This is a genomic window from Chitinophaga sp., assembly GCF_036566945.1.
Lineage (GTDB): Bacteria > Bacteroidota > Bacteroidia > Chitinophagales > Chitinophagaceae > Chitinophaga.
The window spans coordinates 1-16,717 of sequence record NZ_DATCVJ010000446.1; the positions used below are offsets into that span (position 1 = coordinate 1).

10 protein-coding genes and 2 pseudogenes are annotated in these 16,717 nt (G+C 45.2%); 5 read left to right on the forward strand and 7 right to left on the reverse strand.

The window, feature by feature from the left end; all coding sequences use genetic code 11:
- The 3 genes from VIP81_RS13660 to VIP81_RS13670 form a co-directional block, all read left to right on the forward strand.
- A partial coding sequence (locus VIP81_RS13660; RefSeq protein WP_331961426.1) for a gliding motility-associated C-terminal domain-containing protein occupies positions 1-3,735 on the forward strand: 3,735 nt, incomplete at its 5' end.
- A 62-nt stretch (positions 3,736-3,797) separates the two neighbouring features.
- Positions 3,798-4,778 carry a type IX secretion system membrane protein PorP/SprF gene (locus tag VIP81_RS13665; protein ID WP_331961429.1) on the forward strand — a complete coding sequence of 327 codons (981 nt, stop codon included), beginning with the start codon at positions 3,798-3,800 and terminating at the stop codon, positions 4,776-4,778.
- 92 nt (positions 4,779-4,870) lie between these two features.
- Positions 4,871-6,841: an OmpA family protein gene (locus VIP81_RS13670; protein ID WP_331961432.1), complete on the forward strand. Its 1,971-nt coding sequence runs from the start codon at positions 4,871-4,873 to the stop codon at positions 6,839-6,841.
- A gap of 5 nt (positions 6,842-6,846) precedes the next feature.
- Here the strand turns inward: VIP81_RS13670 and VIP81_RS13675 are convergent, their stop codons facing one another.
- The gene (locus VIP81_RS13675) at positions 6,847-7,428 is read right to left on the reverse strand and encodes a sugar O-acetyltransferase (protein WP_331961435.1); all 582 of its coding nucleotides are present in this window, start codon (positions 7,426-7,428) and stop codon (positions 6,847-6,849) included.
- 70 nt (positions 7,429-7,498) lie between these two features.
- Positions 7,499-8,458 (reverse strand): Dyp-type peroxidase, encoded by a 960-nt coding sequence (locus VIP81_RS13680; RefSeq protein ID WP_331961438.1) that lies wholly within the window; start codon positions 8,456-8,458, stop codon positions 7,499-7,501.
- A 199-nt stretch (positions 8,459-8,657) separates the two neighbouring features.
- Between VIP81_RS13680 and VIP81_RS13685 the strand changes: the two genes are divergently transcribed.
- The gene (locus VIP81_RS13685; protein ID WP_331961441.1) at positions 8,658-8,906 is read left to right on the forward strand and encodes a cysteine-rich CWC family protein; all 249 of its coding nucleotides are present in this window, start codon (positions 8,658-8,660) and stop codon (positions 8,904-8,906) included.
- Positions 8,907-8,958: 52 nt separating this feature from the next.
- Here the strand turns inward: VIP81_RS13685 and VIP81_RS13690 are convergent, their stop codons facing one another.
- Positions 8,959-10,581, reverse strand: coding sequence for an NADP-dependent glyceraldehyde-3-phosphate dehydrogenase (locus VIP81_RS13690; RefSeq protein WP_331961444.1), 1,623 nt, complete (start codon positions 10,579-10,581; stop codon positions 8,959-8,961).
- A 228-nt stretch (positions 10,582-10,809) separates the two neighbouring features.
- Here VIP81_RS13690 and VIP81_RS13695 point away from each other — a divergent pair, with 228 nt between their 5' ends.
- Positions 10,810-11,646 carry a hypothetical protein gene (locus VIP81_RS13695; protein WP_331961447.1) on the forward strand — a complete coding sequence of 279 codons (837 nt, stop codon included), beginning with the start codon at positions 10,810-10,812 and terminating at the stop codon, positions 11,644-11,646.
- Between the two features lie 28 nt (positions 11,647-11,674).
- Here the strand turns inward: VIP81_RS13695 and VIP81_RS33780 are convergent.
- From VIP81_RS33780 to VIP81_RS13710, 4 genes and pseudogenes are all read right to left on the reverse strand, one after another.
- A pseudogene (locus VIP81_RS33780) lies at positions 11,675-11,740 on the reverse strand (BBE domain-containing protein); the annotation flags it as partial.
- 113 nt (positions 11,741-11,853) lie between these two features.
- Positions 11,854-12,705 (reverse strand): hypothetical protein, encoded by an 852-nt coding sequence (locus tag VIP81_RS13700; protein ID WP_331961450.1) that lies wholly within the window; start codon positions 12,703-12,705, stop codon positions 11,854-11,856.
- Between the two features lie 178 nt (positions 12,706-12,883).
- Positions 12,884-14,638: a SusD/RagB family nutrient-binding outer membrane lipoprotein gene (locus tag VIP81_RS13705; RefSeq protein ID WP_331961453.1), complete on the reverse strand. Its 1,755-nt coding sequence runs from the start codon at positions 14,636-14,638 to the stop codon at positions 12,884-12,886.
- A 17-nt stretch (positions 14,639-14,655) separates the two neighbouring features.
- A pseudogene (locus VIP81_RS13710) lies at positions 14,656-16,717 on the reverse strand (SusC/RagA family TonB-linked outer membrane protein); the annotation flags it as partial.

A 16,717-nucleotide genomic window follows, 5' to 3' on the forward strand; every position in this document is an offset into this window, starting at 1 on the left:
TGTGATACCACCGCATCCTTCTTTGTACGACAATCAGCTCCAATTGCCGGCGCCACCACACAACATGATGTGTTATGTAATGGTGGTAACACCGGTAGCATCGCCATGGCCACCACCGGTGGTACTGCGCCATATACTTACTTATGGAGCAATGGGGCTACCACCGAAAGTATCAATAACCTGGTAGCGGGTACCTATACCTGCACGATCACCGATATGAACGGTTGTACCGGTACCGTATCTGTAACGATCACCGAGCCGGATGTATTAAGCTTCACCACATCACAGGTGAATGTGAACTGTAATGGTGGCAGTACCGGTTCGGCTACCGTAACGCCAGCAGGGGGTACCAGCCCTTACAGTTACTTATGGAGCAATGGCGCCACTACGGCCACCATCAATAATCTCACTGCAGGCACTTATACCTGCACCATAACAGATGCCCATGGCTGTGATACCACGGCATCATTCTTTGTAAGACAATCGGCTCCTATTGCCGGCGCCACTACACAGCATGATGTGTTATGTCATGGTGACAACACTGGCAGTATCGCTATGGCCACCACCGGCGGCACCGCACCATATACTTACTTATGGAGCAATGGCGCCACCACCGAAAGTATCAATAACCTGGTAGCAGGTACATATACCTGCACGATCACCGATATGAACGGTTGTACCGGTACTGTATCTGTAACGATCACCGAGCCGGATGTATTAGGCTTTACCACCTCGCAGGTGAATGTGAATTGCAATGGCGGCAACACAGGTTCAGCTACTGTAACGGCAACCGGCGGTACCGCGCCATATGCTTACTTATGGAGCAACGGCGCTACTACGACCACCATCAGTAATCTCGCAGCAGGTACTTACACCTGCACGATAACAGATGCTCATGGCTGTGATACTACCGCATCATTCTTTGTAAGACAGTCGGCCCCTGTTGCCGGCGCCACCACACAGCATGATGTGTTATGTCATGGTGGTAACATCGGCAGCATCGCTATGGCCACCACCGGCGGTACCGCGCCGTATACTTACTTATGGAGCAACGGCGCCACCACCGAAAGCATCAATAACCTTACAGCTGGCACCTACACCTGCACGATCACAGATATGAACGGATGTACCGGTACTGTATCTGTTACCATCACCGAACCGGATGTATTAAGCTTCACCACCTCACAGGTGAATGTAAACTGTAATGGCAGCAATACCGGTTCAGCCACTGTAACAGTAGCAGGCGGCACAAGTCCTTACAGCTACCTCTGGTCTAATGGCGCTACAACAGCTACCGCTAATAATCTTACCGCAGGAACGTACACAGTTACCATCGGTGATGCCCATGGCTGTGATACGACCGCAACATTTACAATCACCGAAAAGGCGGCTATTACTACGACGGTCACACACGATGATGTTTTATGTAACGGCGGCAATACCGGTAGTATCACGGTGGCAGTTGCCGGTGGTACCGCGCCATATACTTACTTATGGAACAACGGCGCTACCACAGCTACCATCAATAATCTTACAGCAGGTGTTTATACGGCTACCATCACAGATGCAAATGGTTGCGATACCGCTATCAGCGTAACCGTTACCGAGCCGGCTGTATTAAGCTTTACCACCTCGCAGGTGAATGTGAACTGTAATGGCGGCAATACCGGTTCAGCTACCGTAACGGCATCCGGCGGCACCAGTCCTTATAGTTACCTCTGGTCTAATAGCGCCACTACCGCTACTGTTAATAGTCTCAAGGCAGGTACTTACACCTGCACGATAACAGACGCTCATGGTTGTGATACAACGGCCACGTTTACGATCACAGAAACGGCTCCGGTTACCGCGGCGGTAACACAGCAGGATGTATTGTGCAACGGTGGCAATACAGGCAGCATCACAGTTACCACCACCGGCGGTACTGCGCCATATAGCTACGCCTGGAGCAACGGTGCTACTACTGCTGCTATCAATAACCTGACGGCAGGTACTTACACCGCTACCATCAAAGATGTCAATGGTTGCGATACGACTATCAGCGTAACGATCACAGAACCTGTTGCATTAAGTTTCACCACCTCTCAGGTGAATGTGAATTGTAATGGCGGCAACACCGGTTCAGCCACCGTAACGGTAGCAGGCGGTACAAGTCCTTACAGTTACTTATGGAGCAATGGGGCTACTACCGCCACCATCAATAATCTCGCTGCCGGAGCGTATACCTGCACGATCACAGATGCCCATGGTTGTGATACGACTGCAACCGTCACGATCACCGCAACGAGCGCTATTATCGCAACGGTAACACACGACAATGTTTTATGTAATGGTGGCAATACCGGTAGCATAGCTGTTGCAGCCACCGGCGGCACTGCACCATATACTTACTTATGGAGCAACGGCGCCACTACCGCCACCATCAATAATCTGGCAGCGGGCACTTATACGGCTACTATCACAGATGCAAATGGATGTAATACTACTGTTAGCGCCACCGTCACCGAGCCAGCCGTATTAACATTCACAACAACACAAACCAATGTGGTTTGTGGAGATGGTAATACTGGTTCAGCCAGTGTGGTAGCCAGCGGCGGTACCGCACCATATACTTATCTGTGGAGTAATGGCGCATCAACGGCAACGATCAGTAACCTGGCAGCGGGAACCTATTCCTGCACCATCACCGATGCAAATGGTTGCAAGGCCGAAGCCACGGTGATAATAGTGTCTGGTAATTTCGAAGCCACTAAAACAGTGACCGACGAAAGTGGCAATGGCACTGTGGAAGAAAATGAGTTACTGACTTACACGATTCGTATAAAGAATACCGGAGTGGTTACCATCAACAATATCACGATCACCGATCCGGTACCAGAAGGCAGCACCTTTGTAAGTTCAACGCAAGGCACGTTAAATAATAATGTAGTCAGCTTCACCGATGTAAACCTGGCTGCAAATGAAGAAAGAGTGTATCAGTTCATCGTAAGAACAGACCAGAATTTACAGAACGTGACCCGAATCGTTAACACGGCTGAGGTGACCGGAAGTGCCAATGGAACAAGTTGTACACAAAATCCAACGGTAACAATACCTGTATTGAGAGATGTTAATCTCGGCGTCGTAAAACAAACCGACAATAAGCCTATTACCGTTCCTGACAGGTACAACTATACGATAACAATTACAAACAGAGGATCAACCGCCCGTACTGTTACGGTTACGGATACACTGCCAACGGGCATCACCTACATCAGTAATACAGTCAGCAGAGGCGTGGCAGATTATGATGCAGGCAGCCGGATACTTACCTGGAGACTGGATTCACTGGAAGATGAGGGCAACGCAGTGCTTACATTGACAGTGCAGGCAGATGTAATGGGTACTATTGTAAATACGGCGACCGTATCAAGTCCACAGGTAGATATCGATGAAACCAATAACAGGTCTAGTGTTGATAAAGAAGTGATTCCATTCAAAATACCGAATGTATTTACGCCTAACGGAAATGGTAGCAACGACAAGTTTGTTATTAAAGGACTTGAACTGTATAGCGAAAATGAGTTGCTTGTGTTCAACAGATGGAACGCAAATGTTTATCAGCAGAAGAATTATCAGAACGATTGGGATGGCAGTGGCTTAAATGAAGGTACTTACTTCTATATATTAAAGTTAAAAGACAGCAACAATGTATGGCATACCTACAAGGGTAATGTGTTGATATTAAGACGCTGATAATACATTAAAGATATAGCGCCGGTTTTGTACTATTTATTATTAAAGAATAAATGCAAGCTATGAAAAAGAGATTGATGATACTGTTGTTTTGCCTGGCAGGCATGGTGTCAGCAAAGGCTCAGCAGGATGCGCAATTTAGCCAGTATATTTTTAATGGTTTGTATATTAATCCTGCTTATGCCGGATATAGAGGAGTGTGGAATGCAAACGCTTTTTACCGCAATCAATGGTCAGGATTTCCGGGGGGACCCAAAACCGTGTCCGTGGCGCTGGATGGCGTAGCCAGAGATGGTAAATATGGTCTGGGATTAAATATTTCGAACGATGAAATAGGCTTACAGGGAACCTCATCATTGTACGCTAGTTATGCATTTCGCATTCCGGTAGGGGCGGAAGAAAATGATAGAACGTTTTCTATCGGCATCAGTGCGGGATTTCTTCAAAACAGGATAAAAGTAGGTGATTACGATCCTACAGACCCGACAGATGGAGATCCTACTTTATATAATTCGCTTAGAACAAAATTTACACCTGACGCAAGAATAGGGGTATTTTACAGCACCAATAGATTTTTCGCAGGACTGTCGGCAGACAATCTTATTTCACAGGCATATGATGCTAAAAAAGACCCGGGAAATATTTTTACGGAACGTAAAATACATATGTATGCTACGGTTGGAGGGCTGCTCCCATTGTCGGAAGCGATACAACTGAAACCTTCTATCCTGATTAAAGAAGATTTCGCAGGGCCTACAAGTCTCGATATAAATGCTTTTGTACTGATCAATAAAATATTATGGATAGGAGCAGGTTATAGAACGGCCGTGTTCAATAAAGAATTAATACAGAATGATCTTAAAAAATCAGGGGCTGTTATAGGTATGGCAGAAGTTTTCATCGGGCAAAAGATACGCCTGGGATATGCATATGAATATACCACCAATGTGGTCGGTATGGGAGGGTATCCAACCAATGAAATTTCTATCAGTTATTTCTTCATTCATCCCAAAGCTAAAATGCTTTCTCCAAGGTATTTTTAGGGAGATGAAGGAAAATGGAGTGGCAGGATTGTTCTTCGGTTAATGATGCATACAATGGATAAAATATACGATCATAATAAAATACGCGCGTAATGCCAAGGTCAAATAGTGTATATATTGCCGGAATGATTTTTTTATTTGAGCTATTCTTTTTTAGCGCCAGGGCACAGTATGTACTTGATGAAGCGAGAAACGAAAGCGGTTTGTATAACTATGCAAAAGCAATTCCACTATATGAAAAAGCGTACAAAAAGAAGAAAACAGTAGAAGCGGCCAGGGGAGCAGCGGAAGGCTATTTTAAGCAACGGGATTTTGTAAATGCGGAAACATGGTATGCTACATTATGTACCCTGGATGGACATACGGCACAGGATGAATTCAGATATGCGCAAACACTGATTAGAAATGCGAAATATGCAGATGGCAAAGCATTACTATTAAAATTGGATACGGCTAAAATTTCGGCAAGTCCGGGGCTGATTTCAAGAATGATTGCTGGCTGTGATTCTGTGGCCTATTGGAATGATCACCCTTTAAGGGGAAATTTGGCTAATCTCCATCAATTTAATACAGATAAATCTGATTGGGGGGCCGTGAAGTATGGGGATGGGATTGTTTTTACTTCCAACAGGCCCATGGGATTAAAGAAGAAGCAGCCATTCTTTCGCAATTCATCCATTAGTACCGTAACATACGGCTGGACAGGTGAGGGCTATCAACATCTTTATTCATCAAAAAATAATGACAGTACAAGTATTGCGCTGCTGGATACACCTATCGTAAAAGGTTATTATCATACGGCGGGCGCAAGTTTTACTGCAGATGAGAAAGAAATGTTTTTTGCCAGTACACGTTATGTAAAAAAGAAGGCAAAGTTTGTAGGGAAAGAACCGTCTTATGAGATCAATATAGAATTATACTCCGCCAAATGGGATGCGGTGAAAAACAAATGGAACGAGCCTGTCAGGTTCCCTTATAATGACATCTTTGAAAATTCTTTGGGAGATCCCTTTATTTCTCCGGATGGCCAAACACTCTATTTTACTTCAGACGCCCCGACCGGTGGCTTTGGCGGAACAGATATTTATTACAGCAAAAGAGTGAATGATACCGGGTGGACAAAGCCGGTAAATATGGGCCATGATATTAACACCTCCGGTAATGAGCGTACGCCATTATTGGACAGTAAAGGGAATTTCTATTTTGCGAGCGATGGCCATGCCGGTATGGGCGGGCTTGATATTTATAAAGCCACTCAGACCGCCGATGGAACCTGGCAGGTTAAAAATGCCGGCGTTCCTATTAATAGTCCCCAGGATGATTTCTCACCCTTTTTCCAAAGAGGCTACCGCGGATACTTTGCCTCTAACCGGCTAACGGGTGAGGGGAGCGATGATATCTACCAGTTCAGTACCATACTGGTATTGGAAGGGGAGGTGCTGCACGCAAAAACAAATGCGCCTGTCAACAGCGCCGAAGTCACTTTGAATAATGTGACTAAAAACACACCAGAGAAGGTAGTGACCAGCGCAGATGGAAAGTTTTCTTTTGTACTTGACCTCACTACCGATTATAGTCTGAACGCTATTAAAGCAGGTCTTCTACCTTCCTCCACCGCCTCATTTTCAACGATGGACATGGAGGACTCCACCGTTATACACCGAACACTTTACCTCGATGATATACCACCGCCGGTAATTCCCGCACCGCCATTGGCCATTGAGAATATTTACTACAACTTCGACCGGTCAAATATCAGGAGAGATGCTGTCGACCCGTTGGAACATATTGTTGAGTTAATGAAGGCGCATCCCAACTGGCATCTCAATATCACTTCCCACACGGATTCAAGAGGTAGGGATAAGTATAATATGAAACTTTCTGAACGTCGTGCCCAGTCTGCATTGCAATATCTTATTTCACATGGTATTGATGCCAATCGTTTAACGGCACATGGCTATGGCGAAACAAGATTGGTTAATAAATGTAGTAATGGGGTGCCGTGTTCTGCTGCAGAACATCAGTTGAATAGAAGAAGTGAATTTGAGATAATTAATAAATAATGCGCTTAGTTTCCCTGGCGAATGGTCTCTTCATCTTCGCCAATGGAACGAATGACCCGTGCAGGATTTCCTCCGACAAGGGTATTGGGAGGAACGTCTTTCGTGACTACAGCGCCTGCGGCCACCACTGAGTTTTCGCCTACGGTTACCCCGCCTATGATCGTAGCTCCGGCTGCGATCCATACGTTTTTCTCAATCACAATGGGATTTCCAATAGTGACAGCGCGGCGCTGCGATGGCTCCAGGGGATGGCCCGTGGTGATGATGCTCACATTTGGCCCGATCATCACATCATCTCCTATATCGAGGCCACCAAGGTCGTAGAAAGTGCAATTCTGATTGATGAACACATTTTTTCCGACACGTATCTCGTTCCCACCTGTAGTATAGAATGGAGGGATCAGTAAAAAGCGCTCGTCTACCTGTCGGCCAATAAGTTCGCTGAACAAGGCGCGTACTTCCTCTGCATCATTGAATGTTAAACGGTTAAGCGTGGCGGTGATAGCGGAAGCCCGTTTCACGTTTGCCACCATGGCCGCTGATTCCGGCGTTCGTCTGTGAATTATCCTGGTGCGGTCATTATTCATCATTCGGTATTTTCCTTATCGGTAAAAATAAACTATTGATACCCGGTGCCAATCCGTTGTCAATCCGGTGTCAGTGGGTCGCATCCGCACTATACCCCTTCAACATATCCATAGACGGAACAAAAAAGAGACTGCCGGTATGTGCGGTACTGAAATCAAGGATCCGATCATAGTTACCCACCGGAACACCGATAAACATTCGTTCCAACATTTTGTGGGTAGTACTAAACGTATTGGCGTACGCAATGAAGTAAGTGCCCACCTCATTTTTTCCAGGATTTCCAAAGGGCATATTATCCCTGACTATTTTCAGCTCATTGCCATTGTCGTCGTCCAGACTTGCCAGGGCGCTATGCGAGTTGTCGGGCTTTATATCGTCCGGCATTTCAATATCACTGATTTTATAACGACCAATTACTTTCTCCTGTTCTTCGGTAGAGAGCTTCGTCCAGCCTTTCATATTGTGCAGATACTTTTGCACAAAAAGATAGCTTCCTCCTTTATAGGCAGGATCCTCGTCACCGACTACGGCAAAGTGCTGCCGGTCGTTGCCAATGGGGTTTTCTGTACCATCTACAAAACCAAGAATGGAGCGCCCATCCCAATACCGGAAGCCATGTACTTCCTCCAAACAGTCGGATACCCGACTCAATACCTCCGTGATAGCAGTGAGCATATCAAAACAAACAGACATATCGCCGGAGCGTAGGTGGAAATGCAGGTCGCCTGGAGTGGCAATAGCCGTATGTTTTGCTCCTGCCACCGGTTCGAAATTTTTTAGTTCCTTCGGAACAGGTTGAGGTAAGGCTAACTTTATCCATGCTTCATATCCGATACCCAATACACAACTCGCGCGCTCAGCAGGTACCCTGATAGTAAAGGAATGATTAAGATTGGCTACCAGGCCGCAAAGCGTTTCGAAAACAGGCTTGATGTCCATATCCGCTTTAAACTTCCAAACGGTGAAGATCGTGTTGTTGTTAGGGTAGTCGGTGACACGCTGTGATACAGGTAGTGTTGTTCTAGTCATGATAAAATCGCTTTTCGGTCAGGTAAACAGCACTCTCCTTTATGCGGGCTGTGGCATGCCAAAAATAGATATTCAGCACGAGACTTCTTGCAATATTTCAGGATATTATGATAGCGGTTTGTCATTTGGAGATACCATCTGCTTTCGCTAATTTGCTGATGGCTGCCACCATATCCTGATAATCATAAAACGCTGACGTATGTGTGAACATGAGCAGAAATATTGCCCGCGCTGTAATAGCCAGTTTGAATGCAAGGTGGGATCCATCCTGATTTGCCAGTGTACGGCGTTGCCATTAAATGATCAGGAACGAAGCTTTATCCAGGCGCAATTTGTAGATTGTCTTTGCCTCCCTTGTCTGAAAGAAATGAAGGCCGCATATCATGCGGAGTTGTTCCGGAATAAGTTAACGACTATATCCCCCTTGCGTTTTAAAAAAGAACAATAAAAAACCCTTGCAGCAATTAGCGCTGCAAAGGTTTTCACAAAATGCGGATATCTTAGAAAATAAAATTGGTGCTGAGGAAGTCTGAGCTGTGTTCCTTCAGGATATCTTCCAGCAGTTTTTTATTGGTATCATTCATCTTGGTGGCTACCAGTGAGCGGATAGAGAAGGAGCGCAGGGCATCATGCACCGAGAGCGTACCTTCTGCACTGTCTTTCCGGCCGGTGAAAGGGAATACATCAGGACCACGCTGGCACTGACTGTTAATATTCACGCGGCTTACCTGGTTTACCAATGGATCAATCAGCGTAGCCACTTCGTCAGGGTTATTGCTGAAGATACTTACCTGCTGCCCATGTGGCGACTCGATCAGGTAATCGATCGTTTCTTCTATCTCATCATAAGGCACCACCGGAATAACGGGACCGAATTGTTCTTCCCGGTAGAGCTTCATTTTATCGTTTACCGGGAATACCACTGCCGGGAATACAAAAGATTCGTTGGTAGCACCGCCGTTTTCATTCACAATAGCAGCGCCGTGGGCGATGGCATCATCCAGCACTTCACGGATATAGGCGGGTTTGCCAGGTTCCGCTACCGGCGTGAGTTGTACGCCTTTCTCCCATGGCATACCGAATTTCATTTTGGCGATAGAGGCACTGAGACAAGCATTGAATTCGTTCGCAATAGAACGGTGAACAAATAGTATTTTGATGGCGGTACAACGTTGGCCATTATACGATAATGCGCCCAGGATACATTCATTCACGGCCACTTGTATGTCTGCATGGCGTGTGATGATGGCGGCATTCTTCGCATCGAGGCTGAGCACTGCGCGCAAACGGTTTAGCTTGGGATGGTGCTTGCGCAGATCATTGGCCACCTTACTGGAGCCAATAAAGGCCAATACATTGATCTTGCCGGTGGCCATGATACCTGGTATTACAGCGGCACCACGACCATAAATCGTATTCACTACACCTTTAGGGAACGATTCCATGAAAGCACGTAACAACGGGTAATGTACCAGTGTACCGTGTTTCGGCGGCTTGAAGAGGATGGTGTTACCCATCAGCAAAGCGGGAATCAGTGTGGTAAAGGTCTCATTCAGCGGGTAGTTGAAAGGGCCCATGCAAAGCACCACACCCAATGGAGAACGGCGGATTTGTGCAATGGTACCTTCTTTGATCTCGAAACGGGAAGAGCTGCGGTCTATTTCCTTCAGCGCATCTATCGTGGCGTTAATGTATTCTATGGTGCGATCAAATTCCTTGATGGAGTCAGCATAGGATTTTCCGATTTCCCACATGATCAGTTTTACGATCAGGGTACGTTGCTCGGTCATTTTGCGGGCAAATACAGAGAGACAGTTAATGCGACCATCCAGTCCCATTGTCGGCCATTCACCACGACCGTTATCATATGCCGCAAGGGCAGCATCCAGCGCTTCAAAGGCATCTTTTTCGGTACCCAGGGGGTAAGTGCCTATCAGCTTGCGTTTCAGACCATCCGCAGTAGGGATGTTAATAGGAGAATATACCTCACTCACCGGTCCATCCCATTGCTTCATCTCCCCGTTTACCAGGTACTCTCTCTGATGAATTTCAGAAATACGGAATTCTTCGGGTATTTCATTTTCTTCAACAAAAAGTTTCTTTAGCTCATCTTGAAAACTCATATGTTAAAATTTTATGCGTACAAATTACACAAAATAGATCGCATAATGCATATAGAATGTTTCGATCGGGGTGTGTGGAAAATCTATTCCCTCCATTTCAGGGAGATAAAACGATCGTTGAAAATGTCGACAACATCATCGCTAACTTTTTTATTTTCAACGATTAACCTTAGTTTTGCCAGCTGGCGGAAACCACTGGATTTATATATTTAATAAAATATTTTGCGCATGCCGTTGACGAAAGTTTTGATCACCGTTAAAAGTTACCCCACTGTATCTTCCCATTATGACGAACAGCTTAGTATCGCCGGCTTCAGAGAGGATGGTACTTTTATCAGGATATACCCCGTTCCTTTTACCAAAAAGACTTACGACGAAGATTATCAGCTATATGATTGGGTGGAACTGGACCTACAGCGGAATCCCCGTGACTTCAGACTGGAAAGTTTCAGACCGGTGATCGTGGATGCGCCGGTAAAAAAAACAGGTCATCTGGGTACAGACGACTATTGGAGCGAAAGAAAAGCCATCGTGCTGAAAAATATATATCGCAACCTGTCTACCATCGTCATGGAAGCAAAACACGAAGCGTTTTATACTTCCCTGGTGGTATTCAAACCTGCGCGGATACTAGGTTTTGTGGTAGAAGAAACGGAGCGCGAATGGAACAGCGACCGGCTGGAGAAGATCATGGCAGAGAAAAGTCCCATCGGGGAATTTGAGCAGCCGGAAGATCCTTTTAGTGTAATGAAAAAGTTGCCATACAAATTTTCCTTCCGGTTTACCGATAATAAAAATGAAGAAATCACACTCCCGGTAGAAGACTGGCAATTGGCATCCCTGTATTGGAAAAGCCTGAAAAAGTTTAGTGGACCTGATAAAGAACAGAAAGCCATCAACGAAGTGAGAAAGAAATACCTGCAGGAGTATGCCCGGAATACGGACCTGTATTTCTTCCTCGGTACCACCCAAAATGTACATGCCGTTTCGAAGCAGCCCTTTACGATTGTGGGGGTGTTTCCGGCTACTATGCCGCCGGCCGTGGTACAGGGCAGTTTGTTTTAGTGTATGGACAAGGCATGATGAAATATGTTCAAGAGATCCATTTGTGTTTCACCTGTTGCAATCGCGGATAATTCCCCTGGTAGTATAAGGTGGGCCAGGGAACTTAATTTGTAGAAACAGGCTCTTAAAATGAGCAGGCGTAAAAAAGCGATAGGATATACCCGCTTTTAGCAGATATAGCCTATCGCTGCAAATGTTCTTCTACTGTTATTTCTTATAAAGCGGGCAACGTTTTACCAGGTATTCCATGGTATTCTTATATGCATCCGCGGTGTTCCAGAAGGCTTTTCTATTCTGATTATATACAATCTCGCTCTTGTCGTTGTATATTTTCATGTCCATGGTTGTTTCATAATTCTGCACGCTTGTTGAAGAAGTACTGGCAGAGCCACTACTTTTCTTATCGTCAGAATTATCGTTTTTCTTGGTTTTATCACTGTAAGAAGTGTTGCCATAGCTGGTTTGGGTGGTCCGGTTTTGTGTAACCATTCCATCAACGATAAATTCAACGCCCAGTACCTGGCAAATTTCAGCCATGCTATAATTGAGCATATTGGCTTTGGTAATGCCTGCTTTTGTGAGCAGCACATTCGTAGCCCGGGGACTCACCACCGTATATACCCCTGAATGTTTACTAAGTAAAGCATACAATTCATTTTGTATTTCGTCGCTTACTTCCTGTGCTGCATTCTGACCATCCTTTACAAAGGTGAAGGGCAATACCGCCACCTTGTTCCGACGTTCTGCTGTGCTGGCGCCTGTAGCAGTCACGGGAGTTGTCTGCGCTGTGGCAGGTGGTGCATTAAATGTTTCTACCCGGCCGCTGGCAAAGGTTATTTTCAGAATTTCCGACTTCTTAATATTATAAATTAATTTTTCGCCGGTATAAGTAAACCGGATGGTGCTGTCGCTGATTTCCAGCACGTCGCCGTTGAGCTGGTCGCCGTTTAGTTTTACAATAACATCATGTTTTTTTTCCGTTTGACTAAAAGACGTACAGTAACAGCAGACAGTCAGTAATAATAGTATGACAGCTTTTGATGGGGAGAAGTATCGCATAGTTTACTATCGGATTGTTTCGCTCAAAATAATCAATTTTAGAGGAACAAAATTGCCGGTATTTGTATTTATGAAATTGTAATATGTTGTCGGCTAAACTGCTCATCAATGGTGTGGGTAACACAAAAAAAATCCCTGACTGCAGGCAGTCAGGGATTTTAAAAAACATTGTTCGCTGCTATTGATAATTATAGTCATTCCAATAAGCACTCTGCGCTCTTATACTGGCTGGTACCCAGAAAATAGGAGAGGTATTATTATTCTGCGCTGCTACCTTAGCGAAGTTGTCCGGGTTATTGGTCACTTCGATGGCCGGGTAACGTGCTCTTTCCGGCATGGGTTTCCATACGGAACTATGCCAGGTGAAAGGCTCCAGTTTCGGGTGATGTGTTCTTCTCAGTTCTGCCCACAATTCATATGGTTGATACAAATTCAGGTGCAGGTATTTTTGCTGCATCAGAATTTCCATTTTATCATCCAGAGAAGCAGCGGCAGTAAATTTGTTTTTAACCACATCACTCCACGCGCTCACTACTGCGGCAGATGGTTTGGCAGGATATACCAATGCCATTTGTGCAGGCGTCATTTGGGTTTTGGCATAGCTGCTAAGTTGATTGATGGTATACCAGAAGTCGATAGAGTGTGTTACCTCATCTTTAATATGCTCTTCGGCAGATTTTCCGGTATTAGCTAATCCTTTCAACGCAATTTCAGCCAGGAGCAGATCCAGTTCACCTAAAGAGCTCATGTACACAGGCATCTTCGCATTCTGGTGGAAGGTAGCGTGATTATACATGGATTTTGCATTGGTAGAAAAAGTAGAAGAGACATTGTCCGCGTAAGGATAATATTTCTCTCCACTGTTATATAATGCGTCCTGTGCCTCGATGTTGGCAGATACACCCCGGTAGTCCAGGTATTTGGTAGGCATCGCCAGTACGGGTAAACGTGGATCGTCAATGCCTTCTTCGTAGGCAGGAGTACCGTAGTTTAACCTTTTCATGATGATGTTTGGAATAAAGGACGCGAAGCTATTTTCATACACACCACGAATCCAGGTACCACCACCGGTTGGCACGATGTCAAACCAATAGAACCAATAATAGTCTTGCTGTGGCAAAGGTTTTGCCAGCGCCGCCTGGATCAGTGGTTTGGCATAGGCTTCTTCTACACCGGCAATTCTTACCAATAACTTCAGTCGGGTAAAGTTGATAAAGGCCACCCACTTGTTGATATCACCTTTGAAAGCAATATCCTGGTTTTTGAAGATAGTTTTGCCTGCATCAGACGTCTGCGCATAAGCAGCAGGTAATGCATCTACCAGGGTTCCCAGTTCCGCAATAATAGACTGATAAACCGATTTCGGATCATCGTATTTAGGAAACAGGTATTGTGCGCCTCCTTTGATGCCCTGAAAGGCATCTGAATAAGGAATGGAATTAAATACATCCACCAGTTTGGCACTCTGATAACATTTAATGAAACTGGCTAACTTCAGATACAGATCGCCATCTATTTTCAATTGCCCGGTACGCAGCGCTACAGAATCCACGAGGACTTCATAGTTTTTCAGCCGGGTGAAGCTGTTTTGGAAAAAACTTTGCCCGGTCATGGGAGCATCATCAAAACCGTTGCCGGTAGTGAGATCATTATACCCGGAGAACCAGTCGTAGCGATAAGATACATATCGCTGTGCCACCTGTTCATAACCGGTAATACTGGTGCCGCCATTCAGGAGATAATACCATTCCCCATAATCCTGTGCAAAAATTTTATTGTTCGTCAGCAGGGAAGTAAATAACCCTGGCACTACGTCAATACCCTGGCCGCTGGTAAGCTTGTCCTTGTCGTAGAACCGGTCTTCCAGATCTTTTTTACAGGCGCCGAGGACGGAGGCGGATAGTAGAATAATATATAAGTAAGCTTTTTTCATTTTTTTCAGTTTATACATTAGAAAGCCACATTTAATCCCAGGGAGTAAGTCCTTTGTGTTGGGTAGATGGTATTTTCTACGAATACATCTGCGCCCAATGCGCCTTCCGGATCAATATTGGGAATAGATTTGTACAGGTAAAAAAGGTTACGGGCTGCCGCAGTAATAGTGAGTCTTTGCATTTTAATCCTTTTAGCCATAGATGCCGGTAAGGTATAGGAAAGCGCCACTTCTCTTACTTTGATGTAGTTGTTTTCAAACATACGATCTGGCGGGAAAGCATTGGCCAGGTCATCTGCATAACTACTGTAGTAACTAGATGCGCTGGTCATGATATCGTTGGGCACATACTTACCATTATCATCCAGTTTCACACCAGGAAGAATCAGACCATCATGATATACTTTTCCATCTTTAGACTGTGCCGGCGCAGGCTGCGAATGCTGCCACGGAACATTCTTATCACTGGAGTTGATATAATATGCCTGGCCTCCATTTTCTTCGTCGCGGTATGGCATCGTGTTTTCCAGCTGTCCCACACCAGTTAAACGGTTGTTGGTGTATGAGAAGATGGTACCACCATATTTATAATCCAATCCGATACGGAAGTTGAAATTCTTATATTGGAAATCGGAGATGAATCCACCATATAATTTAGGCATCACGTTACCAGCTGATATTTTCTTCTGGTTATCCAGTACATAAATACCATCGGCATTTACTACTTTATTGCCAGCCTCATCACGTTTATAATCGTAGGTCATGATTTCCCCATACGGACGTCCTTCATCTGCATTCACAGAAACGCCGGTACCATTGATCAACTGTTGAAACGGATTATAAATAACACCGGGATACAGATCTATTACTTTAGATGCCTGTTTGGCCGCATTCAGGGTCAGGTTCCACCGGTAATTTTTGCCGATCAATGGCGTACCCGTCACCGCCAGTTCAAAGCCCCAGGCTTTTACATCACCAGCATTCACCATTAAACCGGTAGAACTGGAAGCAGAAGAAATGGGCAGACTGATAATCTGGTTATACCGATGATTGGTATAGAAAGAGAAGTCGAGTGTAATTCTGTCCTGTGGCAGGAAAGTATTGTTGATACCTATTTCAAATTCACGCTTACGTTCGGGTTTCAGAGCGCCTGGCAAAAGTTTGTCAGGAGGAGCCACTGAGTTGGCGTCGGTACTCGGAATGCGGTTATAAGAGTAGAGGTTATTGGCTTCATACCGAACGGTTCCATTACCCACATCGGCCCAGGATAATCTCAACTGTCCACTGTTAACAGCTGGTATCGCAAAACGCTCCGTATAGTTCCAGGTAATTGCTGCTCCAGGATAGAAATACTTGTTATTTTCAGGAGGAAGGGTAGAGTTCCAGTCCTGTCTTCCCTGTATTTCAAAGGTCAATTCATTTTTCCAGGACAATGCAGCAGATGCCAGCATGCTATATAGCAGGTCGGAACCACGGCTGAAGTTCCTGATCTTATCAATATTGTCAGCGCTGGCTGTGCCGAGTTGATTGGAGAAGGAATACCAGTTAGGGAAAGTTAATCCACCCACCGTGTTGGTACCCAGATAGTCTACCGTGCGGAGTCTGTATACACCTCCACCAAATGCGTACAATCTTAAATCGTTATTATGGAAAGTCTTATTATAGTTCAGTAATGCCTGATACGTTTGGGTAGTGGCATTCTGTTTAGCCACCCCGAAAAGTCCGCCCCGTACAGTTGGCAACACTTGTGTTACGCTTTGCTCCGTGGTATAGTTGGTGTTGTCATAGTCCAGACCTGCCTGTCCTACCAAAGAGAAGTTTTTAGTCAGATTCAGTGTTACTTTGGCAGAAGTGATCATATGCACTTTGTCATCCTTGTAACGATCCATCTTCTGCTTCCAGATATAGTCGCCCAATTTATTAAACGCATCGGATACCCTCGCATTCGAAAGATCGCGTTTATAACCAGTGGCATCAGTATAATAAGGATAAATTTTATCATAGTCATAGTCTACGGGATATCCCCATGCTACAGGCCCATCATTCTGGGAACGGCGGTTCTGTGTGGTAATATTGTAG